The 20,937-nt window shown below is 68.4% G+C and carries 23 protein-coding genes; 10 read left to right on the plus strand and 13 right to left on the minus strand.

The features are described from left to right. Window positions 1-38 precede the first annotated feature (38 nt). The 3 genes from C1704_RS16575 (at window position 39) to C1704_RS16585 (ending at window position 3,232) form a co-directional block, all read left to right on the plus strand. On the plus strand, window positions 39-836 hold the full coding sequence (locus C1704_RS16575) for an AAC(3) family N-acetyltransferase (RefSeq protein ID WP_170064726.1): 798 nt from the start codon (window positions 39-41) through the stop codon (window positions 834-836). Between the two features lie 57 nt (window positions 837-893). After that, window positions 894-2,384: a MocR-like pyridoxine biosynthesis transcription factor PdxR gene (pdxR, locus tag C1704_RS16580; protein WP_104303853.1), complete on the plus strand. Its 1,491-nt coding sequence runs from the start codon at window positions 894-896 to the stop codon at window positions 2,382-2,384. A 137-nt stretch (window positions 2,385-2,521) separates the two neighbouring features. Beyond that, window positions 2,522-3,232, plus strand: coding sequence for a glutathione S-transferase N-terminal domain-containing protein (locus C1704_RS16585; RefSeq protein ID WP_104303878.1), 711 nt, complete (start codon window positions 2,522-2,524; stop codon window positions 3,230-3,232). Here C1704_RS16585 and C1704_RS16590 read toward each other — a convergent pair. Then, complete coding sequence (locus tag C1704_RS16590) at window positions 3,204-3,806, minus strand: TetR/AcrR family transcriptional regulator (protein WP_104303854.1); 603 nt, start codon at window positions 3,804-3,806, stop codon at window positions 3,204-3,206. The two genes, C1704_RS16585 and C1704_RS16590, sit on opposite strands and share 29 nt — an antisense overlap. A 77-nt stretch (window positions 3,807-3,883) precedes the next feature. On the opposite strand from C1704_RS16590, the gene C1704_RS16595 reads away from it, so the two are divergent. Next, the gene (locus C1704_RS16595; RefSeq protein ID WP_104303855.1) at window positions 3,884-4,306 is read left to right on the plus strand and encodes a VOC family protein; all 423 of its coding nucleotides are present in this window, start codon (window positions 3,884-3,886) and stop codon (window positions 4,304-4,306) included. A 141-nt stretch (window positions 4,307-4,447) separates the two neighbouring features. Next, on the plus strand, window positions 4,448-5,518 hold the full coding sequence (locus C1704_RS16600) for a mechanosensitive ion channel family protein (protein ID WP_104303856.1): 1,071 nt from the start codon (window positions 4,448-4,450) through the stop codon (window positions 5,516-5,518). Here C1704_RS16600 and C1704_RS16605 read toward each other — a convergent pair whose 3' ends face one another. From C1704_RS16605 to C1704_RS16625, 5 genes are read right to left on the minus strand one after another with little or no spacing between them, the layout of a single operon-like run. After that, window positions 5,519-6,334 carry a carbohydrate ABC transporter permease gene (locus C1704_RS16605; RefSeq protein ID WP_104303857.1) on the minus strand — a complete coding sequence of 272 codons (816 nt, stop codon included), beginning with the start codon at window positions 6,332-6,334 and terminating at the stop codon, window positions 5,519-5,521. Next, window positions 6,331-7,212 (minus strand): carbohydrate ABC transporter permease, encoded by an 882-nt coding sequence (locus C1704_RS16610; RefSeq protein ID WP_104303879.1) that lies wholly within the window; start codon window positions 7,210-7,212, stop codon window positions 6,331-6,333. Before C1704_RS16610 ends, C1704_RS16605 begins: the two co-directional genes overlap by 4 nt. Before the next feature lie 20 nt (window positions 7,213-7,232). Next, the gene (locus C1704_RS16615) at window positions 7,233-8,519 is read right to left on the minus strand and encodes an ABC transporter substrate-binding protein (protein ID WP_104303858.1); all 1,287 of its coding nucleotides are present in this window, start codon (window positions 8,517-8,519) and stop codon (window positions 7,233-7,235) included. After that, on the minus strand, window positions 8,516-9,571 hold the full coding sequence (locus tag C1704_RS16620; protein WP_104303859.1) for an ABC transporter ATP-binding protein: 1,056 nt from the start codon (window positions 9,569-9,571) through the stop codon (window positions 8,516-8,518). The genes C1704_RS16615 and C1704_RS16620 overlap by 4 nt, the downstream gene beginning before the upstream one ends. Further along, window positions 9,568-10,347 (minus strand): DeoR/GlpR family DNA-binding transcription regulator, encoded by a 780-nt coding sequence (locus tag C1704_RS16625; RefSeq protein WP_104303860.1) that lies wholly within the window; start codon window positions 10,345-10,347, stop codon window positions 9,568-9,570. The genes C1704_RS16620 and C1704_RS16625 overlap by 4 nt, the downstream gene beginning before the upstream one ends. A gap of 152 nt (window positions 10,348-10,499) precedes the next feature. Here C1704_RS16625 and C1704_RS16630 point away from each other — a divergent pair, with 152 nt between their 5' ends. After that, window positions 10,500-11,321 (plus strand): phosphodiesterase, encoded by an 822-nt coding sequence (locus C1704_RS16630; protein WP_104303861.1) that lies wholly within the window; start codon window positions 10,500-10,502, stop codon window positions 11,319-11,321. Here C1704_RS16630 and C1704_RS17615 read toward each other — a convergent pair. From C1704_RS17615 to C1704_RS16640, 3 genes are all read right to left on the minus strand, one after another. Then, window positions 11,318-11,455: a hypothetical protein gene (locus tag C1704_RS17615; RefSeq protein WP_170064727.1), complete on the minus strand. Its 138-nt coding sequence runs from the start codon at window positions 11,453-11,455 to the stop codon at window positions 11,318-11,320. The two genes, C1704_RS16630 and C1704_RS17615, sit on opposite strands and share 4 nt — an antisense overlap. Further along, window positions 11,455-12,678, minus strand: a complete 1,224-nt coding sequence (locus C1704_RS16635; RefSeq protein WP_104303862.1) for a class I SAM-dependent methyltransferase — start codon at window positions 12,676-12,678, stop codon at window positions 11,455-11,457. Before C1704_RS16635 ends, C1704_RS17615 begins: the two co-directional genes overlap by 1 nt. Window positions 12,679-12,751: 73 nt before the next feature. Beyond that, entirely contained in the window at window positions 12,752-13,204 is a 453-nt protein-coding gene (locus C1704_RS16640; RefSeq protein ID WP_104303863.1) for an SWIB/MDM2 domain-containing protein, read from the minus strand. Window positions 13,205-13,529: 325 nt separating this feature from the next. On the opposite strand from C1704_RS16640, the gene C1704_RS16645 reads away from it, so the two are divergent. Both C1704_RS16645 and C1704_RS16650 read left to right on the plus strand, forming a co-directional pair. Beyond that, window positions 13,530-14,108 carry a DJ-1/PfpI family protein gene (locus C1704_RS16645; protein ID WP_104303864.1) on the plus strand — a complete coding sequence of 193 codons (579 nt, stop codon included), beginning with the start codon at window positions 13,530-13,532 and terminating at the stop codon, window positions 14,106-14,108. A gap of 71 nt (window positions 14,109-14,179) precedes the next feature. Next, window positions 14,180-14,557 (plus strand): ribbon-helix-helix domain-containing protein, encoded by a 378-nt coding sequence (locus tag C1704_RS16650; protein ID WP_104303865.1) that lies wholly within the window; start codon window positions 14,180-14,182, stop codon window positions 14,555-14,557. 3 nt (window positions 14,558-14,560) lie between these two features. Here the strand turns inward: C1704_RS16650 and C1704_RS16655 are convergent, their stop codons facing one another. The 4 genes from C1704_RS16655 to C1704_RS16670 all read right to left on the minus strand — a co-directional run bounded on the left by C1704_RS16655 (window position 14,561) and on the right by C1704_RS16670 (window position 19,787). Next, window positions 14,561-15,661 carry an alpha-hydroxy acid oxidase gene (locus tag C1704_RS16655; protein WP_104303866.1) on the minus strand — a complete coding sequence of 367 codons (1,101 nt, stop codon included), beginning with the start codon at window positions 15,659-15,661 and terminating at the stop codon, window positions 14,561-14,563. Next, window positions 15,658-16,341 carry a Fe2+-dependent dioxygenase gene (locus C1704_RS16660; RefSeq protein ID WP_104303867.1) on the minus strand — a complete coding sequence of 228 codons (684 nt, stop codon included), beginning with the start codon at window positions 16,339-16,341 and terminating at the stop codon, window positions 15,658-15,660. Before C1704_RS16660 ends, C1704_RS16655 begins: the two co-directional genes overlap by 4 nt. Before the next feature lie 16 nt (window positions 16,342-16,357). Continuing rightward, window positions 16,358-18,619, minus strand: a complete 2,262-nt coding sequence (locus C1704_RS16665; protein ID WP_104303868.1) for a TonB-dependent receptor — start codon at window positions 18,617-18,619, stop codon at window positions 16,358-16,360. 202 nt (window positions 18,620-18,821) lie between these two features. Continuing rightward, window positions 18,822-19,787, minus strand: a complete 966-nt coding sequence (locus C1704_RS16670) for a TerC family protein (protein WP_104303869.1) — start codon at window positions 19,785-19,787, stop codon at window positions 18,822-18,824. A 292-nt stretch (window positions 19,788-20,079) separates the two neighbouring features. Between C1704_RS16670 and C1704_RS16675 the strand changes: the two genes are divergently transcribed. Further along, complete coding sequence (locus C1704_RS16675; RefSeq protein ID WP_104303870.1) at window positions 20,080-20,523, plus strand: hypothetical protein; 444 nt, start codon at window positions 20,080-20,082, stop codon at window positions 20,521-20,523. 55 nt (window positions 20,524-20,578) lie between these two features. After that, a complete protein-coding gene (locus C1704_RS16680) occupies window positions 20,579-20,935 on the plus strand; it encodes a phage holin family protein (RefSeq protein ID WP_211286956.1) in 357 nt (118 codons plus the stop codon). The last annotated feature ends 2 nt before the right edge of the window (window positions 20,936-20,937 follow it).

Consider the following 20,937-nt stretch of genomic DNA (forward strand, 5'->3'; position numbering starts at 1 on the left):
CGTGCGGCAGGCGCACCCTACAGTCCCATCCTTCCGCCATGAAGAGCCCTGTTTCGTCCCATCAGTTGGCCACTCAGCTGCACTCGCTGGGGGTGCGCCCGGGCGACCTGCTGGTGGTGCACACCGCGTTTTCCGAGGTGGGGCCGGTGGAAGGTGGGCCGCAGGGTTTCATCGACGCGCTGCTGCGCTCCGTGGGCCCGATGGGCACGCTGATGATGCCCAGCCTGGCCGATCACGACGACTTGTTCGACCCGGCGGCCACCCCTTGCCGCAACATGGGCGTGGTGGCCGACACCTTCTGGCGCCTGCCGGGCGTGCTGCGCAGCGACAACCCCCATGCCTTCGCGGCGCGGGGGCCACTGGCCGGGCAGTTGCTGGCGCCGCATTCGGTGGTGGTGCCGCACGGGCCGGACAGCCCGCCGGGGCGCGCCATCGTGGCCGGCGGCAAGGTGCTGCTGGCCGGTGTGGGGCATGACGCGAACACCACCATCCACGTGGCCGAGAACGTGGCCGGTGTGGGCTATGGCTTCGAGGCGCGTTCGGTGGTGCGGCTCGACGGCGCACTGGTGGAGCTGCGCTACCGCGAGATCGACCACTGCTGCCGCGGCTTCGAGCGGGTGGGCGACGAACTGCGGCGCAGGGGCTGGCAGACCACGGGGCTGCTGGGGCATGCCGAGGCAGTGCTGGCTCCCTCGGCCCAGGTCTTCGAGGCGGCGTCGGCCCTGCTGGGCCACCACGCCGAGGCCTTGCTGTGCCCGCAGGGCCAGTGCAACTATTGCGATGCGGCGCGCAGGGCCGCATCGCCGGACGACCATCGGCACGGCGTGCCGGCCTGAGTTGCGTCGGGCCTCGCGCGGCGGGGCCGGCAAGGCGGGAACGCCTGCGAGGTGAGCATGGACATGTTTCTTGAACTCGACGGCCAGGGCGAGGTGTACCGACAACTGCACCGCGCCCTGCGCCAGGCCATTGCCCAGGGGCGCCTGCGCGAAGGGGCGAAGCTGCCCTCGACGCGCGAGCTCGCCCAGCAGATCGGCGTGGCACGCAACACCGTGCTGCTGGCCTACGAGCTGCTGTGTGCCGAGCACCTGGCGGTGTCGAAGGTGGGCTCGGGCACCTATGTGGCGCGCGGCACCACACCAGCGCGCACGGTGCTGCGGCCCAAGCCTGCTGCCACCCTGTTGCCGCCGCCCTCGCGTTATGCGCGACGGCTGCGCGACACCGACACCACCTGGTTCCGCCCCACGGGCCAGGCCCTGCGCTTCAACCTGCAGTACGGCACCCCCATGGTGGACGTGACCATGTACAGCGCCTGGAGCCGGGCGCTGGCACACGCGGCGCAGCACACGGATGCCGGCTATCCACCCACCCAGGGCCTGCCGGCCTTGCGCCAGGAGATCGCCGCCTACCTCAGCCAGCGCCGCGGGCTGGTGTGCGACGCCGACGACGTGATCGTGGTGAACGGCACGCAGCAGGCCGTGGCGCTCATCGGCCGCCTGCTGCTGGACGAAGGCGACCGCGTGGTGATGGAAGACCCTTCCTTCAAGCTGGCGCGCAACTGCTTCACTGCACAGGGGGCCCAGCCCTGCTTCGTGCCGGTGGACGACGAGGGGTTGCAGGTGGACGCCCTGCCCGGCGGGCCGCTCAAGCTGGCCTACGTGACCCCCTCGCACCAGTACCCCTCGGGCGTGCAGATGTCGATGCGTCGGCGCGTGGCCTTGCTGGCCGCCGCCGTGCAACGGGGCTTCTGGGTGGTGGAAGATGACTACGACGGCGAGTTCGGACTGGAGGGTCGTCTGCAGCCCGCGCTGGCGTCGATGGACACGGCCGGCCACGTGATCTACGTGGGCACCTTCTCGAAGATGCTGCTGCCCTCGATCCGCATGGGCTATATCGTGGCGCCGCGCGCCCTGCGCGACGACCTGCTCAAGGCCAAGCTGCTGGCCGACATTGCCAGCCCCGGCATCGAACAGGTGGCGCTGGCCCACTTCATGAAGAGCGGTGCCTTCGAACGCCACCTGCGGCGCGGCAACCTGGAGTTGCGCCGGCGACGCCAGGCCCTGCACGAGGGCGTGGCGCGCTGGTGCGGCGACGACATCGTGCTGCACGACAACGGTGCCGGCATGCATTGCGTGGCCTGGCTGCCGCGGTTCTCGTTCGAGCAGACGCAGCGGCTCATCGACCTGGCCCGCAGCGAAGGCCTGGGCCTGCATGCCATCCACAACCAGTACCAGCACCCGCCGCGCCACCCCGGGCTGCTGCTGGGCTTTGCCAGCACCTCGGTGGCGCAGCTGCGCGGCGCGATGAAGCTGCTGGGCGAATGCATCCAGCAGGTCCATGCCCAGCAGGCGGCCGCCGAACCGAAGACCGCCATCTGTACACCCTGAGCTAGCCTCAATCGGCCTCCCGTGCAGACGCGTGTGGCTTCGCCCCACATCGACTGGGGGATCGACGCCGCCGGCAAACGGCGTGTCGCAGACGTCGAACAATGGGCGCCACCTGAGGACATCACATGGAGGACCCCATGACCGCACTCGATCGCTTTCCCATCACGAAGAAGTGGCCTGCCCAGCACCCCGACCGCCTGCAGCTGTATTCGCTGCCCACGCCCAACGGCGTGAAGGTGTCCATCGCGCTGGAAGAGCTGGGCCTGCCCTATGAGCCGCACCTGGTGCGCTTCGACACCAACGACCAGCTCTCGCCCGAGTTCCTGTCGCTCAACCCGAACAACAAGATCCCCGCCATCATCGACCCGAACGGGCCGAAGGGCGAGCCGCTGGCCTTGTTCGAGTCGGGGGCCATCCTGTTTTACCTGGCCGAGAAGACGGGCCGTCTCCTGCCGGCCGACCCGGCCGCGCGGTATGAAACCCTGCAGTGGGTGATGTTCCAGATGGGCGGCATCGGGCCGATGTTCGGCCAGCTCGGCTTCTTCCACAAGTTCGCCGGCAAGGACTACGAAGACAAGCGCCCGCGCGACCGCTACGTGGCCGAATCGAAGCGCCTGCTCTCGGTGCTGGACCGGCGCCTCGACGGGCGCGAGTGGATCATGGGCAGCGACTACACCATCGCCGACATCGCCACCTTCCCCTGGGTGAACAACCTGATCGGCTTCTACGGGGCTGGCGAGCTGGTGGGCTTCAACGAGTTCGCCAATGTCAACCGCGTGCTGCAGGCCTTCGTGGCACGCCCGGCCGTGCAGCGCGGGCTCACGATCCCGGCAAGGCCGGCGGGCTGAACGCTTCGAACAGGCTGCGCACCGCCTGCTCCCACACCCGCCGCGGCACCTTCGTGCCCGGCGCGGCCAGCCGCAGCGCCAGCGCGTTCAGCGCCCCGTTGAGCATCGTGGCCAGCAGCTCGGGCGAGCCCTCGTAGCGCAGCACCCCTTCGGCCAGCGCAGCCTCGATGCCTTCGCGCAGAGCCTGCTGGCCCAGGCGGCGATCGAGCGCTTCCCAGCGCGACCAGCCCAGCACGGTGGGGGCATCCAGCAGCCAGATGCGCTGCACGCCCGGCTGGGTGACGAAGCGCAGCCACGCCAGCGAGCCCTGCACCAGGGCTTCGAGCGGGTCGTCCACCCTTTCGGTGGCGGCCTCAATGGCGGGCACCGCTTCTTCGCACAACTGCAGGCACACGGCCTCGAACAGCGCGGCCTTGTCGGCGAAGTGGTGGTACATGGCACCACGGCGCACACCGGCGCCTTCCAGGATCGCTTCGGTGCCGGTGGCGGCATAGCCGTGCTCGGAAAACAGCGCACGCGCCGTGTCGATCAGGCGGGCGCGGGTCTGCGCGGTGCGTTCTGCGTTGGTGGCCATGATCTCGATGGTACTTTACAGACAGTCTGTCCGTAAACTACATTTAACAGACAGATTGTCTGTTTATGGAGATCCTCATGCGCTTCAGCGACCGCTACCCCCTCATCGTCACCCCCCACAAGAACGCCTGCCGCGACTTCTGGGTGCGCCACCTCGGCTTCGAGGTGGGCTTCGACAGCACCTGGTTCGTCTGGCTGCACAGCGGCGACGGCTCGGCCAGCATCGCCTTCATGACGCCCGACCACCCGTCGGCCCCGCCGGGGCCCGAACCCTTCTCGGGCCGCGGCCTGTGCTTCGAGATGCAGGTCGACGACGTGGACGCGGCGTTTGCCGAAGCCACGCAACGGGCGCTGCCCGTCGGCTACCCGCTCACCGACGAAGCCTTCGGACAACGCCGCTTCGGCTTCACCGACCCTTCCGGCCTGTGGGTGGACGTGGTGCAGCAGACCGAACCCGCTGCCGGCTGGTGGGACCGCTACATGCTCGATCCAGCCTCCTGAGAGACAGTAGCCCAGCAGTAAACGATCGGCCGATACAAGGTCATCGCACCCCGGCGTGAGGTCTTGTGGCGCCGGCTTGAGCCTGGCCCACGGCATCGCTAGCCTCGAAGGCTCCTGGACGATCTGCTGGACTGCCTATCCATGAACTGGCCCGAATTCGCTCCCTGGCTCAGCCCGCTTCTCGCCGCCACGGTGGCTGTGACCATCGCCCTGGTGGTGCATCGCATCGGTCGCACGATCCTGCGGCGCGTCACCCATTTCTCGATCATGCTGCAGCACGTCGTGCGGCACATCGACCGCCCGGCCCAGTGGGTGCTGCCCCTGATCGGCCTGCAAGGGGTGTGGCACGGTTCACCCGCCGGCCTGCCCGGGCTCGGCACCGTCCAGCACAGCAGCGGCCTGCTGTTGATCGCCTGCATCACCTGGCTGCTGATCGCAGCGGTGCGCGGCATCGCCGATGGCGTGATCGCCCGGCACCCCGTGGATGTGGCTGACAACCTCCACGCGCGTCGCATCCAGACGCAGACCCGGGTGCTGGCCCGCACGGCGATGTCGATCCTGGCCGTCGTGGGTCTGGCCTTCATGCTGATGACGTTCCCCGGCGCACGCCAGCTGGGCACCAGCCTGCTGGCCTCGGCCGGTGTCATCGGCATCGTGGCGGGCATCGCCGCCCAGTCGGTGTTCAGCAACCTCATTGCCGGACTGCAGATCGCCCTCGCCCAGCCCATCCGGCTCGACGATGTGCTGATCGTCAATGGCGAATGGGGTCGCGTCGAGGAGATCTCGGGTACCTACGTGGTGTTGCGTATCTGGGACGAACGCCGCCTCATCATCCCGCTGCGCTGGTTCATCGAGAACCCCTTCGAGAACTGGACGCGGCGCAGTGCCGACATCCTCGGCACCGTCTTCCTGTGGGTGGACTATCGGTTGCCACTGGAGCCGCTGCGGGCGGAGGCCCGGCGGGTCTGTGAAGCTTCACCCAAGTGGGACGGCAAGGTCTGCGGCGTGGTGGTGTTCGAAGCGGGACCGCAGTCGATGCAGCTGCGCGTGCTGGTGAGTGCCGCCTCGTCGGGTGATGCCTGGGACCTGCGCTGCGAGATGCGCGAGGCGCTCGTGAACTTCATTGCCCGAGAGTATCCCGAGTGCCTGCCGCGCCTGCGCGCCGAGGTGGACGCCTTGCCCGCACCCGCGCCAGCCGCGACGCCGGCCTGACTAGCGGATGCCTGCTCGCAGGAAGCTCTGCACGAACTGGCGCTGGAAGATGAGGAAAGCCAGCAGCAACGGGGCACTCGCAATGAGGGTGGCGGCGTTGATGATGGACCAGTCGATGCCCTGATCGGTGCCGGCGAACACGGCCAGGCCCACGGTGAGCGGGCGCGTTTCCACGCTGTTGGACACGATGAGCGGCCACAGGAAGTTGTTCCAGTGGTAGCTCACCGACACCAGGGCATAGGCCAGGTAGACCGGCCACGCCAGTGGCACGTACACACGCCACAGCACGCCCAGCACACCGCAGCCTTCGATGCGGGCCGCTTCTTCCAGCTCGCGCGGGATGGTCTTGAAGGCCTGGCGCAGCAGGAAGATGCCGAAGGCCGAGGCCACATAAGGCAGGGCCATCGCAGTGATCGTGTCCACCAGGCCCAGGGCATGCAGGCTGCGGTAGTTCTCGACGATGACCACGTCGGGCATGACCATGAGCTGCACCAGCACCAGCGCAAAGGCCAGATCGCGCCCCGGGAACTCAAAGCGCGCAAACGCGTAGGCCGCCAGCGTACACAGCACGAGCTGGCCCGCCAGGATGAAGCTCACGAGCAAGAAGGTGTTGAGAAAGTAGCGCGGGAAGGGGGCGGCGGCCCACGCGGCGCGGAAGTTCTCGAGCGTCCAGGGGGCAGCCAGCTCGAAACGGGTGGCGTACTCGCCGGGGTGGATGGCCGTCCACACGGCATACAGCAGAGGCAGCACCCACAGCAGGCCCAGCGCCCACGCGCCGGCGGTGTGCAGCCAGGTGTCCAGGCGCGAGGTGTTCATTGGTAGTGGGTGCGGCGTTCGAGCCAGCCGAACTGCACCAGGGCCACGAGGGCCAGGATCAGCAGCAGCACCACGGTGAGGGCCGCGGCATAGCCGGCATCCCAGAACTTGAAGCCGGTCTCGTAGATGTAGTACAGCAGCAGCGTGCTGGCGTTGTCGGGCCCGCCGCGGGTCATCACCACGACGTGGTCGATGAGGCGGAAAGCGTTGATCACCGCGTTGATCAGCACGAACAGCGTGGTGGGCATCAGCAGCGGAAAGGTGATGCGCCAGAAGACCTGCCAGCGGCTCGCGCCTTCAAGCTCGGCCGCCTCGTGCAGCTCGGTGGGGATCTGCTGCAGCGCGGCGAGGTAGAAGATCATGAAGAAGCCCGCCTCCTTCCACACCGCCACCACCATCATCGCGCCCAGCACGGTCTCGCGCGAGCCCAGCCAGTTGTGGGCGGCCCCGCCGAAGAGGCTGCGGACCTGATCGAGCAGGCCATAGTCGGGCGTGTAGAAGAAGAGCCAGATGTTGGCCACCGCGATCATGGGCAGCACGGTGGGCGTGAAGTAGGCCAGGCGCAGCCAGCCGCGGCCGGCGAGGTGGCGGTTGACCCACAGCGCCATCACCATGGCCAGCACGATGGAGGGCACGATGGTGCCCAGCGCATACCAGGCGTTGTTGACCAGCGCTGCCCAGAACACCGGATCGTCAAGCAAGGCGCGGTAGTGCTCCAGCCCCACGAAGCGCGCGGGCCGGTTGGGCCGCGGCGTGGAAAAGAGGCTGTGCCACACCGCGCCCACGGCGGGGTAGTGGGTGAAGGCCACGAGCAGCACCGCCGCCGGCAGCAGGAGCAGCCAGCCGTACAGGGCGGCGCGTCGCTCGGTGACCCCCATGGTCATGGCCCCTGGTGGCTTCAGCGGTAGGCCCGCAGGATGCGATCGGCTTCGCGCTGGGCGTCGCGCAGGGCCTGCTCGGGCGTCTTGGCACCCGTGAGCGCCGCCTGCAGGCCGTCGTTCAGCGCCTTGGTGACGCGCTGGTTCTCATGCGTGGACAGCTCGGCCACGGCGTAGCGCAGCTGGTCGCGGGCCACCAGCGGCGCGGGGAACTCGGCCACGTAGGTCTTCATGGCCGGGGTTTCCCACGCTGCGGGCGAGACGGCCACGTAGCCCGTGGCAATCGCCCACTCGGCCGCGCGCTCGGGCGTGGTCATCCAGCGCACGAACTTCATCGCCGCCTCGCGCTCGGCCGGCGTGGTGCGCTTGGCCACGTAGAAGTTGCCACCGCCGGTGGGCGTGCCACGCTGCTTGCCCTGGGGCAGCATGGCCACGCCGAAGTCGAACTTGGCGTTGTTGCGGATGTTGGTGAGGTTGCCGGTGGTCGTCCAGATGATGGCCGCCTTGCGCTCGAAGAAGTCGCGCGGCGTGGTGCCCCACTCCACCACGCCGGGCGGGTGCACCTGGTGCTTGCGCGAGAGGTCGGCCCAGTACTGCAGCGCCTCGATGACGGCCGGGTGATCAAAGCGCGTCTGCGTGCCTTCAGGGTTCATCAGCTCCACGCCGTTCTGCGTGGTGAAGGCCTGGAAGAGCCAGTACGGAAAGCCCGAGGACGGCACCTGCACGCCCCAGGTCGTGACATTGCCGGCAGCATCGCGCTTGGTGAGCTTCCTGCCCATCTCCACAAGCTCGGCCCAGGTTTGCGGGGGGCGTTGCGGGTCGAGCCCGGCCTCGCGAAAGAGGTCCTTGTTCCAGTACATCACGATGGTGGATCGCTGGAAGGGGATGCCCCAGGTCTTGCCACCGGTCTGGCTGTTCTTCATGAAGCCGGGGTAAAAGCTGCCTATCCAGGCCCGGTCGGCGTCGGTCTTGACCATCTCGTCGAAGGGCACGATGGCATCTTCGTCGATCAGGGTGTACATGTCGGTGGACAGGATCACCGACACGTGCGGTGCTTCGCCGGCCTTGGTGGCCGTGAGCACCTTGGTGATGGTGTCCTGGTAGCTGCCCGAGTACACCGGCTTGATCTTGATGCCAGGATGGTCCTTCTCGAAGGCAGCGGCCATGCCGTCGATGATCTTGGTGACCGGGCCACCCACGGCCACGGGGTAGTAGAAGCTCAGCTCGACGGCCGAGGCCGCCGTGACGGCCGCGGCGGCGCCAAGGCCGGCAGCAAGCCGCACCAGGGGTTTGAGGAGGGTTCTCATGCAGGGCACTCCAAGGGGTTGGGGAGGGGCGGGACAGGTCCGTCATCGGCGCGCTGGCCGCTGACGGCATCGAAACCATGCTGGTGCTCGGGCGCCCAGTGCAGGCCCACGGCCCGGCCGGCGGCCACGGGCGAGCGGCCGTTGCAGCGCATCACCAGGCGGTGCGGTCCGCGGTCGGCGCTGCACACCACCATCGACTCGGCACCCAGGTATTCGACGGCCTCGACGCGCGCGGCCAGACCGCTGCCCGGCGGGCCCAGGCGCAGGTGCTCGGGGCGCACGCCCAGGGTGAGGCCGCGGCGGGTGGCATCCACCAGCTCGACGGGAAAGAGGTTCATCGCTGGCGCGCCGATGAAGCCGGCGGCGAAGGCCGTGGCCGGTCGTTCGTACAGTTCGGCCGGCGGGCCCTGCTGCTCGATGCGCCCGGCACGCATCAGCACGACGTGATCAGCCATGGTCATGGCCTCGGTCTGGTCGTGCGTGACGTAGACCATGGTCATGCCCAGGCGTTGCTGCAGCGCGCGGATCTCCCCGCGCATGTGCTGGCGCAACTGGGCATCGAGGTTGGACAGCGGCTCATCCATCAGGCACACCGGGGCTTGCGCCACGATGGCACGTGCCAGGGCCACACGCTGGCGCTGGCCGCCCGAAAGCTGCGCCGGCTTGCGCTCCAGCAGCGCCTGCAGGCCCAGCAGTTCGGCCGCCTGGGCGAGGCGTTGCGCACGTTCCGGCTTCGGCAGGCGGCGCACGCTCAGGCCGAAGACGATGTTCTCACCCACCGTGAGGTGGGGGAACAGCGCATAGTTCTGGAAGACCATGGCGATGCCCCGTTGGGGGCTGGGCAGCTGGGTGACGTCGCGATTGCCGATGAGGATCTGCCCGCCGTCCGCCCGCTCCAGCCCGGCGATCAATCGCAAGGTCGTGGACTTGCCGCAGCCCGAGGGCCCCAGCAGGGCCACGAGCTGGCCGGCCTCGGCACGCAGCGAGACCCCGTCCACCGCCCGGGTGGCCTCCCAGTGCTTGTGCACGGCGCGCAATTCGATGGCGCTCACTGGGCGCCCCCGACCACGTGCAGCACAGGCACCCCACCGGCCCACAGCGCCGCGTAGTCCGCCGGCGGCGATGCGTCGGTGAACAGGTGGTCGATCGCGTCCAGCCGGCCCCCGCGCGCCAGCGCATTGCGGCCGAACTTGCTCACGTCGGCCACCAGCAGGCTGGCGCGGGTGTGAGCTGCCATCGCCATGCGGGCCGTGACTTCATCCACCTCGAATTCGAGCAGGCTGCCGTCCTTGTCGATGCCGCCCACGCCAAACACCGCATAGTCGGTCTTGTAGGCCGCAAAGCACTGCGCCGCCGCAGGGCCGACGATGTCGAGGTCGCTCGGCCGCAGCGTGCCACCGGCCAGCGTGAGCGTGATGCCGGCACAGCCGGCCAGCGCATTGGCCACGTTCAGGCTGTTGGTGATGACCTTCAGATCCTGGTGATCACGCAGCGCCAGCGCCACCTGCTCGGGCGTGGTGCCCAGGCCGATGGACACCGAGCTGCCGTCCGGAATGAAGGCCGCCACCGCCGCCGCAATGCGGCGCTTGGCCTCCAGATGCTGCACCTGGCGGCGCTGGTAAGGCAGGTTGCCCTGCACCGCGGGTGCCTCCACACCGCCATGCACACGGCGCAGCAGGCCACGTTCACACAAACCGTTCACGCCGCGCCGGATGGTCTGCGGCGTCACGTCGAAGCGGCGCGAGAGGTCGTCGATACCGACGAAGCCTTGTTCTCGGACCAGATCGAGAATATGGCGATCGCGCTCGCTCAGGTCGGACAGAAGCATGGAAGTTTCGAACGCTCGGGTGTGTTCGTTCGAAACTCTAGAAAGGCCATGTGAAAGCCGTGTGTCAGCCTCACACCCTGCCAGGTGACTCTGTGCAGGCGCATCCGTTTGCGATGTACTGCGTCCTCAGACTCGTTCCGCCGAGGTGATCCATGCCTGCCCTTCTGCCACACGTGCTCGTCCATCTCTCTGACACCCACATCACCGTGCCCGGCCGTTTACTGGACGGCCGCGTGGACACGGCCACCGCACTGGCGCGTGCCGTGGAGGCGGTGGGACGCCTGCAGCCCGCACCCGTGGCCGTGCTGGTCAGTGGCGACCTGGTCGATGCCGGATCGCCCGAGGAATACGACCACCTGCGCACGCTGCTGGCCCCACTGCCCGGCCCGGTCTACCTGATGCCGGGCAACCACGACGAGCGCGGCGCCCTGCGCGCGGCCTTTGCCGACCACCCCTACCTCGGGCAGATGGGGGGTGGCGAGTTCATCCAGTACACGGTGGACCTGCGCGGCCTTCGCCTCGTCACGCTGGACACCGTGGTGCCCGGTGCCGGCCACGGCGCGCTGTGCGGGCACCGTCTCGACTGGCTCGACGCCACACTCGCCCAGGCGCCCGGACAGCCCACCCTGGTGGCCCTGCACCATCCGCCCTTCCTCACGCACATCGAGCACATGGACGCCCTGGGCCTGCGGGAGGGCCGCGAAGACTTCGAAGCCATCATCCGCCGCCACCCCCAGGTGGAGCGCATCGCCTGCGGCCATCTGCACCGCTGCATCCAGGCCCGTGTCGCCCACACGGTGGCGATCACCGTGCCTTCGCCGGCCCACCAGGTGGAGTTGGACCTCGTGGGCGACCATCCGGCCAGCTACACCTTCGAGCCCCCCGGCTTCGGCCTGCACGTGTGGACCACCGGCACCGACCTCGTCAGCCACGTGATGCCGGTGGGCGACTTCCCGGGGCCGTTTGCGTTTTAGGCCACCAGCGTGAAATTCGCGCTCGCCGCCACCTGCCCATTCACCACCACCTCGGCTCGATGGGCACCGGGGTACAGCACCCGCGTGCTGCGGGGGATGAAGTTGCGGCGGAAGACAAGACGAGCGTGCGGCATCAGCAGGTGGCGGGGATCGTGCCGTCGGCCGCCAGCAGCGTTTCCAGCGCCTGCTCGCGGATGCCGTAGAAGCGCTTGATCTCGCGGATCTGCTCGAGCACCTCGCCGGCCGGCTTGGGGCTGGTGCGCTTGACCGCCAGGATCATCTTGTTCTTGTTGGTGTGCTCCAGCGAGATGAACTCGAAGACCTGGGTGTCGTAGCCGCTGGCTTCCAGCAGCAGGGCACGCAGGCCGTCGGTGAGCATCTCGGCCTCCTGGCCCAGGTGCACGCCGTGCTGAAGGATGGGCCGCAGCGGGTGCGGCGACAGCAGCTGCGGGCGGATCTGCTTGTGGCAGCACGGCGAACACAGGATGATCGACGCCCCGCCGCGCACGCCCTGGTGGATGGCCAGGTCGGTGGCGGTGTCGCAGGCGTGCAGGGCGATCATCACGTCGATGGGCTGGGGCGCGCGCCGGGCGATGTCACCCTCGTCGAAGCGAAGGCCGTCCAGGCCCAGGCGCTGCACGATGCCGTTGCACAGGGCCACCAGGTCGCCGCGCAGCTCCACCCCCACCACGTCGGCGCGGCGCTGCAGGTGCTGCTGCAGGTGGTCGTGCACGGCGAAGGTGAGGTAGCCCTTGCCGGCGCCGAAGTCGAGCACGCGCACCGGCTCGCCCCCGTCGCGCCCGGCCAGCGGGGAATCGGTGAAGGCGTGCGAGAAGATCTCGACGAACTTGTTGATCTGCTTCCACTTGCGCGCCATCGCCGGCACGAGGTGGTGGCCGGCGTCCATCACGCCCAGCTCGACCAGGAAGGGGCGTTGCGGATCGACCCAGCGCTTTTTCTCGCGGTTGTGGCCGGCCGGCGGCAGGGCCTCGGCCACCGCGCCATGGAGTCGACCGGTGCGCAGGCTGGCCTTGCCCTTGCGGCTGTAGGCGAGCTGCACTTCCTGCGTGGGCGTGAAGAGATGGGCATTGCGAAAGCCCTGGGCAATCCACTCGCGCAGCGCCGGCGCCACCTCGTCGGCTGGCAGGTTCTTCGTGATGTCGCGGGTGCGGTAGCGCCACACGAAGGACCAGTGCGGCTGGCCGCGCAGCACCACGGGGCGGCCCATCAGGCGCTCCAGTTCGGGCTCTTCACCCTCGTAGCGCGCCAGCACCAGCTTGTGGGCGGCACCCTGCGCCACCTCGGTGGCCACGCGGGCGAGGAAGCGTTCGAGGGCGTCGGTGTCGGGCGCGGTCATGGGCAGAAAGTGTAGGACGGGGAATGAAAAAGCCCGGCGTATGCCGGGCTTCCCAGACTGCCGCAGCAGCGGCTTACTTGAGGTGGCTGCTGATCAGCTTGGTCATTTCGAACATCGACACCTGGGCCTTCTTGAAGATCTCCTTCAGCTTGGCGTCGGCGTTGATCATGCGCTTGTTGACGGCGTCCTGCAGCTTGTTCTTCTTGATGTAGTCCCACACCTTCTTGGTCACTTCCGTGCGGGGCAGGGCCTTGTCACCGATGACGGCGGCCAGCGCGGCGCTGGGGGTCATCGCCTTCATGAACGCGGCGTTCGGGGTGCGCTTGACCTTGGGCTTGGCCGCCTTCTTGGCGGGGGCCTTCTTGGCCGGCGCAGCCTTCTTGGCAGCGACCTTCTTGGCCGGCGCTGCCTTCTTCGCCGCGGGCGCCTTCTTGGCAGGCGCCGCCTTCTTCGCGGCCGGGGCCTTCTTGGCCGGGGCCTTCTTTGCTGCCGCCTTTTTGGCGGGAGCCTTCTTCGCAGTTGCCATGTCGAATTTCTCCATCACGTGAGTGGTTGATGTGCCGGGTCGGGGCGAGAACCGCATGAGCCCTCGTTCCTGCCGAACACCTGCGAGGCGAATGGTACTGCGTGTGCATGCCACTGAGAAGCAGTTTTCAGAGGGAAAACCACCGTTTGAGCCAGTGTTCATGCGGTTTTGTCGCGGCCGGGCATCACTGAAAGGGGGGGACTCCCCCTCTGGAAGCCCCCAAGGCGCGCAACAACGGGCTGTTACCCATCGCACCTCGACGCTTTCCACAATGGTCTGCCGCTCCTTCCAATCCCCTTCCCCAGCCATCACACAGGAGACAGCCATGGCCAAGAAGATCCTCATGCTCGTCGGCGATTTCGGCGAGGACTACGAAACGATGGTGCCCTTCCAGGCGCTCTCGATGGTGGGCCACACCGTGCATGCGGTGTGCCCGGACAAGCGCGCCGGCGACTGGGTGATGACCGCCATCCACGACTTCGACGGCTACCAGACCTACTCGGAAAAGCCCGGCCACCGCTTCAGCCTCAACGCCGACTTCGCACAGGTCAAGGGCGAGGACTACGACGCCCTGGTGGTGCCCGGCGGGCGCGCACCCGAGTACCTGCGCATGAACCGCGAGGTGATCGCCCTCGTCCAGCACTTCGCGAAGGCCGGCAAGCCCATCGCCGCCATCTGCCATGGCGCGCAGTTGCTGGCCGCCGCGGGCGTGATCCGCGGCAGAAAAGTGTCGGCCTATCCGGCCTGCGCCGCCGAGGTGGAACTGGCGGGTGCAAGCTATGCCGAGATCGCGGTGGACCAGGCCGTGACCGACGGCACCCTGGTGACCGCGCCCGCCTGGCCAGCCCACCCGGCCTGGCTCGCGCAGTTCCTGAAGGTGCTGGGCACACGCATCGAGGCCTGAGCTTGGCAAGGCCGCGGCACAGCGGCTATGGTTGAAGCTGTCCGCGCGGCTCGCGCGACGAGGAGACCCCGATGTGCGAGATCTTCATTCGCGCCAACCCGCAGTCCTACGACTCGCGCACCCGCTCGGTGCGCCTGCACGGCGTGGTCACCAGCATCCGGCTGGAAAACCTCTTCTGGGAGGTGCTGGCCGAGATCGGCGAGCGCGACGGCCTGGGGGTGACCCAGCTCATCGAGAAGCTCTACGACGAGCTGGTGGCCGCGCGCGGGGAGGTGGGCAACTTCGCCTCCTTCCTGCGCGTGAGTGCGCTGCGCTACCTGGCGCTGCAACTGCACGAGCGCATCCCCAGCGACCTGTCGGTGCCCATCCGCTCGCTCGACGCCCGCCAGGTGCTCGATCGCCTGCCCGAGAGCTGGGCCACGCCGGGGCTGCGGCCACGGCCGCACTGAACGTCAGGCGCGGAGCGGATCGAGCAGCAGCTCGGGCGTGATCGCGTCCAGCGTGGCGCAGCCGCACAGCGCCATCGCGATCTCGAGTTCGTCGCGCAGCAGGCGCAGCAGATGCGCCACTCCCTGCGCCCCGCCGGCCGCCAGCGCCCACACCTGGGGCCGGCCGACCAGCACGGCGCTGGCCCCCAGCGCCAGCGCCTTGAAGACGTCGGTGCCGCGGCGGATGCCGCCGTCCACCAGCACCGGCAAGCGCCCTCCCACCGCGGCCAGCACGGCCGGCAGCACCTGCGCCGTGGGGGCGGCCGTGTCCAGCGTGCGCCCCCCGTGGTTGGAGACGATGAGGCCCGCCACACCATGGCCCAGCGCCTCGCGTGCGTCGGCGGGGTGCATCACGCCCTTGAGCAGCACCGGCAGGCGGGTCGTGGCACACAGCCAGTCGACGTCGTCCCAGGTGGGTGCCGCCTGCAGCAGGTCATCGAAGAGCGCACTGCGCCCCGGAGCCGCCGGTGACGCCACCGCAGACGGCCGGCCGGCCAGGTGTACCGCCGAGACACCCGGCGGCAGGCGGAAGCCGGCCCGCCGCTCGCGGTCGCGCGCGCCGCTGACCGGCGCATCCACGGTGAGCACCAGCGCCTCGCAGCCCGCGGCCTCGGCGCGCTGCACCAGCTCGCGCCAGAAACCGCGGTCGGTCTGCGGATAGAGCTGCATCCACAGCGGGCCGGCCTCGGTTTCACCGTGCATCGCCTGCGCCACCGCTTCCACCGGCGTGTTCGACTGCAGGCTGAGCACCATGCCCGCCCCCAGCGCCGCGGCGGCGTAGGCGGTGGCCAGCTCGCCATCGGGATGGGCCAGGCGTTGATGGGCCACGGGCGCCAGCAGGATGGGATGCGCCAGCGTGCGGCCCAGCAGCGTGCGGCGGGTGTGACCGCCGGCCGTGCGGCACAGCACCCTGGGCTGCAGGCACAGCGCGTCCCAGGCCGCACGGTTCGCCCGCACGGTGTGCTCGTCGCCGGCACCCCCACTGACATAGGCCCAGGCGTTGGCGTCGAGACGCGCCTGCGCCAGCGCCTCGTAGTCGGCCGGACTCACGGCGGCGGCACTCATGTGTCGGCCCACAATCGCAGGAGGTTGTGGTAGGTGCCGCTCAGGCCCACCACCGCCGCGTCGGTGCCAGCCATCTCGCGCAAGGCGCCCAGGTGCCGGTCCATGTCGAAGAGCAGGCGGCGCTGCTCGTCGCTGCGCACCATGCTCTCGACCCAGAAGAAACTGGCCAGGCGCTCGCCGCGTGTGACCGGGCTCACGGCATGCACGCTGGTGCCCGGGTAGATCACGGCATCGCCCGCGGGCAGCTTCACGCGCTGGCGACCGAAGGTGTCGTCGATCACCAGCTCGCCGCCGTCGTAATCCTCGGGATCGGACAGGAAGAGGGTGCAGCTCACGTCCGAGCGCACCCGCTGGCCGGTGGCGCGCGAGTGCATCACCGCCCCATCCACATGGGCACCATAGGTGTTGGCGTCGCCTCCATAGCGGTTGAACAGAGGGTTGAAGATCTTCTTGGGCAGGGCCGCCGAGAAGAACACCGCGTGGCGCTCCAGGGCGGCCAGCACCAGGGCCTGCAGCCGGCGCGAGGCCTCGCTGTCCTGGCGCAGCTGGCGGTTGTGCTTGGCCTGCACCGCCTGGGCGCCGGCCGTGGCGCGGCCGTCGATCCATTCGCCGCTGGCCAGCCACTGGCGGGCCTGCCGGAGTTCATCGGGATGGAGGACCTGGCGTAGATGCACGAGCATGGCTGGGACCCTTCCCTCAGAACACGGCCTTGAGCGTGGCCTGCACCGTGCGGGGCGCCCCGGGCGTGTAGAAACCGCGGTACAGCGAGTCGGCGTAGAGCTTGTCGGTGGCATTGTTGACGTTCACCTTGAGCGACAACGACTCGTTGAAGGCGTACTCGGCCATGAGGTCCAGCGTGGTGAAGCTGGCCGCGGTGACATGACGCGCCCCCTCGGGGTTCTGCTCGCCGCGGTGGTTCAGGCCCGCACCCACGCGCAGCGACGGCAGCACCCGGTAGGTGGTCCACAGGCTGGCGCTGTGCTTGGGCGTGAGGCCCGGGCGATCGCCTTGCACCTGCGCGCCGGTCCCTGCGGGGTTGGGGGTGACGTTGCTGCGGTCGATCCTGGCGCTCGGAATCCAGGTGTAGGACAGGAAGGCGTCCCACTGGGCGGTGATGCGCCCGGCCACGTCCAGGTCCAGGCCCAGCGCGTGGCGCTTGCCCGACAGCAGGTCCTGCGGCGAATCCGGGTCGGTGTTGCGCTCGTTGTACTTCTCTGAGTAGAACAGTGCCGTGCCCACCCACAGCCGGTTGTCGAGCAGATCGAACTTGCCGCCGATTTCGATGTTGCGACTCTTCTCGGGCGGCGTGTTCAGCACCCGCGCATTCGCCGGGTTGGTCAGCGCCGCGTTGATGGTGTGCTGGTAGGTGTCGGCCGAGGTGTTGTAGGAGGTGCCATACGACACATGGAAGGACGCCCAGTCATTGGGCTGGAAGAGCAGACCCACCCGCGGGCTCCAGAGCATGTCCTTCATCGTGAAGCTGTTGCCGGCCGTGTCCCGGAAATCGGCCTTGAAGCGGTCGAAGCGCAGGCCGCCCACCAGTTTGAGCACCGACGTCAGCTCGACCGTGTCCTGGGCATACAGGCTGATGTTGCGCACGTCGAACTCGTTCATCGCGATGTCGCGCGTGTCACCGATGCTCGCCCCATCATTGGGGGTGCCCACGGTGGTGTTCGGGCGGGCCGGGCCGGCCGCGTTGTTGTTGCGCCGGGCGTCTTCCTGGGTGAACTCCACGCCCGCGATCAGGCTGTGGCGAACGCCCAGGGCCTGGAAGCTGTTGCTGAAGTCGCTTTGCAGCGTGGTGATGTCGCTCACTCCCACGCGGCCCTTGCCGGTGCGCGTGAGCACGGTGTCGGGCCCGAGGGTGTCCGGCGTGACGGCCACGCCACCCGGCTGCGACGCCGCGCCGGCGAAGCGCACCACGCTGGCCCACAGGTCGCGCTCGAAGCGGCCATGCTGCAGCGAGGTCTTGAGTTCGGCGCCGCCACCGAAGCGATGGATGTGCATCAGGCTGCCGTAGGTCGAGCGGCCCTGGTTGTAGTCGCTGGCCAGACCGTAGTAGTTCTTGGCCGGCAGCGAGGGCTTGATCTTGCCGTCGATCAGGAACCAGGGGTGGTTGTAGAGCGGCTTGTTGTCGTACTCGAGGTGGTAGAAGCCCACCTGGAATTCGTTGGCCGTGCCGATGCCCCAGTTGTAGGTGGGCGCGATGCCCTTCTTGTCAATCTCCGCCCCCCAGTGCTCGGCCTGGTGCACCAGGGTGTTGATGCGCAAGGCCGCATCCGGTCCCGTCAGGAGGTTGAAGTCGCCGGTCACGCGCCAGTCCTCACCGGAGCCGGCGCTGACATTGACCTCGTGGCGGTTCATCAGGAACGGCCGCTTGCTCACCTGGTTCACCACGCCGCCGGTGGAGCCGCGACCGAAGAGCATCGAGGCCGAGCCCTTGAGCACCTCGACACGCTCGAGGTTGAAGGTGTCGCGCTCCTGCAGGCCCGGGTCGCGCCGGCCATCGAGGTAGATGTCGCCAGCCTGCAGCAGCGAAAAACCGCGCAGACGGACGTCCTCTTCGCCGGTCTCGCCGGCCTGGAAGGTCACGCCGGCAGTGGCGCGCAGCACTTCGCGGAAGTCGTCGAGGTTGCGGTCGTCCATCAGGCGCTCGGTGATGACCGTGACCGACTGGGGGATGTCGCGCAGGGCCTGGTCACCCTTGCCGATGCCACTGCGGTTCACGCGCAGACTGTCCTTCGGGTCGTGCTCGGCCGTGGCCTGCACCTTCACCTCCGGCAGGGCGGTGGCTTGAGCGGCGGCCGGGGGGTCAGCCGGCGGCGTCTGGGCCCAGGCGCCGCCCACGGCCAGGCTGGCCATGAGCGCGGCGGCGGGGCCGACGCGGGGAGCCGCCGGAGCGGCCGAGGGGGAACGGGACGGGCGCGGGCGCGCCTGGGCGCGGACGGTGCGTGCCATGAGGGCTTCTCTCCAGAGTGGTGCAAGACACTGACCGAACGATGTCTTGGCTGGCGAGAAGCGAGGCCGGCCTCAGCCGGACCCCAGGGCTGGCGGGACCGTGTTCGGAACGAAACTTTTCGTAATGATAATGATTCTTATTGTGTTTTGCGCGATCCGCCGGGAGAAGGGTGCGGCAAGCGCGCACCCTGCCCAGAGCCTCTCAGGATGTCTTGCGATCGGGCAGCTTGGGCGCCGTGCGCACGCTCAGGACCATCGTGATCGCCAGGATGGTCGCCACCACGCCGAGGGAGGCGAACACGGGGATCTTCACCACGTCGATGAGCAGCATCTTGCTGCCGATGAAGACCAGGATCACCGCCAGGCCGTAGCTCAGCAGGTGGAACTTGGCCGCCATGGCCGCGAGCAGGAAATACATCGCGCGCAGACCCAGGATGGCGAAGATGTTCGAGGTCAGCACGATGAAGGGGTCGGTGGTGATCGCGAAGATCGCGGGAATGGAATCCACCGCGAAGATCACGTCGATCACGCCCACCAGGGCCACCACCAGCAGCAGCGGCGTGGCGATGCGCTTGCCGTTCTCCATCGTGAAGAACTTCTCGCCATCGAAGTTCTTCGACACCGGCATCAGGCGACGCAGCAGCTTGAGCGCGGGGTTGTCGTCCAGGTTGGGCTCCTGGCCCGAGGCCCACCACATCTTGATGCCGGTGACGAGCAGGAAGGCGCCGAAGACATAGAGCAGCCAGTGGAACTGCGCCACGAGCCAGCTGCCCAGCAGGATCATCACCGTGCGCAGCACGATGGCCCCGATGATGCCGATCATGAGCACCCGCTTCTGGTAGGCCGGCGGCACCGCGAAGTAGGTGAAGATCATCAGAAAGACGAAGATGTTGTCGACCGCGAGCGACTTCTCGATGAGGTAGCCGGTCAGGAACTCGGTGGCCTTGACATTGGCCACGGCCGTGCCGTGATCCTGTGCCACCGCCCACCAGAACAGCCCGTTGAAGGCAAAGCTCAGGGCGATCCACACGAGCGACCAGTTCAGCGCCTCCTTCACCGACACCGCATGAGCGCCCTGCTTGCGCAGGACCACGAAGTCGATGAAAAGCGCAACGAGAACGGAAACGACAAAAAAGACCCAGAGCCAGTCCGGCGCAATGGTGTTCATGAACACTCCAAGAAAGGTTGGATTGCGCCGAAAGGTCTTGCGGGGTGAAGACGCAGCCCTGGCGGGCTGGCTTCCTGCGGGGCCCGGGCGCTTCATTCGAAGCGTCCGTATTGACGGGCCGTCGCCACGGTGGGGAACCGTGTGCTACTCCCCCTTCGACAGTCGGGATTGTCGCGGCTGGCCCCAAAACCCAGCAAGTCGCGGGGCTTTGTTCCCATAGGCTTCAATGCAAGCCAGACTTCCACTTACGTCTCTGCGCCCTGGCGCCCGCCCGACCAACGAGGAGCCCTCCATGCACAAGACCGTCATCCTGGTCGACGATGCTGCACACACCCGCGCCCGCCTCACGGCCTTGCTTGATGCCCAACCCGCACCGGTGCGCGTGGCTCCCGGCGAGCTGGTGCTCATCGGCTGCGCGCCGCGCATGACGCACCGCGTCTCGAAGTGGGTGTCCCACGGGGCGCGGGAACACTGGCGCACCAAGTGGGCGCGCAAGCTCTTCGACGAATTGCAGCCCTGGCTGCAGGCCCAGGGACTCACGGCGGAATGCGTGCTGGCCAAGGGGCCGATCGAGGACGTGGTGGCCGAACTGCAGGCCGACCAGGTGATCGATGCGCGCCGGCCGAAGGCCCCTGCGCCCACGGAAGCACCCCGCGAGCCGGCCGCCCGTCCAGCCTGGCGCTCGGCCTTGATGGTGTTCGGTCTGGGCACCCTGATCGCGCTGGCCGAGGCCTGAAGGCGCCCCGCTGTCGGCACTGGGCGCGAGCCCGGGGCTGCGCTATGCTGGGCACATGCTGCTGATCCTTCTTCGCTGGGGCCTCCTGGCCGCCGCCCTGCTTTTCGTTGCCTATCTCTACCCGGCCGTGCAGGTGGCCAGCTTTGGCGCGGCCCTGGTCGCCGCGCTGGTGCTGGGTCTGCTCAACGCGGTGGTGCGGCCCATCCTGGTGGTGCTGACACTGCCGGTGACGCTGGTCACGCTGGGGCTCTTCCTCTTCGTGATCAACGCGCTGATGTTCTACTTCGCGGGCTATATGCTGGCCGGGCTGAATGTGCCCAGCTTCACCGCCGCGCTCATCGGTTCGCTGATCTACAGCGTGCTGGGGCTGGTGATCGACGCCGCGCTTCAGCAGCTGTTCGGCCGCCGCTGACC

The organism is Caldimonas caldifontis, assembly GCF_002930615.1.
Lineage (GTDB): Bacteria > Pseudomonadota > Gammaproteobacteria > Burkholderiales > Burkholderiaceae_C > Caldimonas > Caldimonas caldifontis.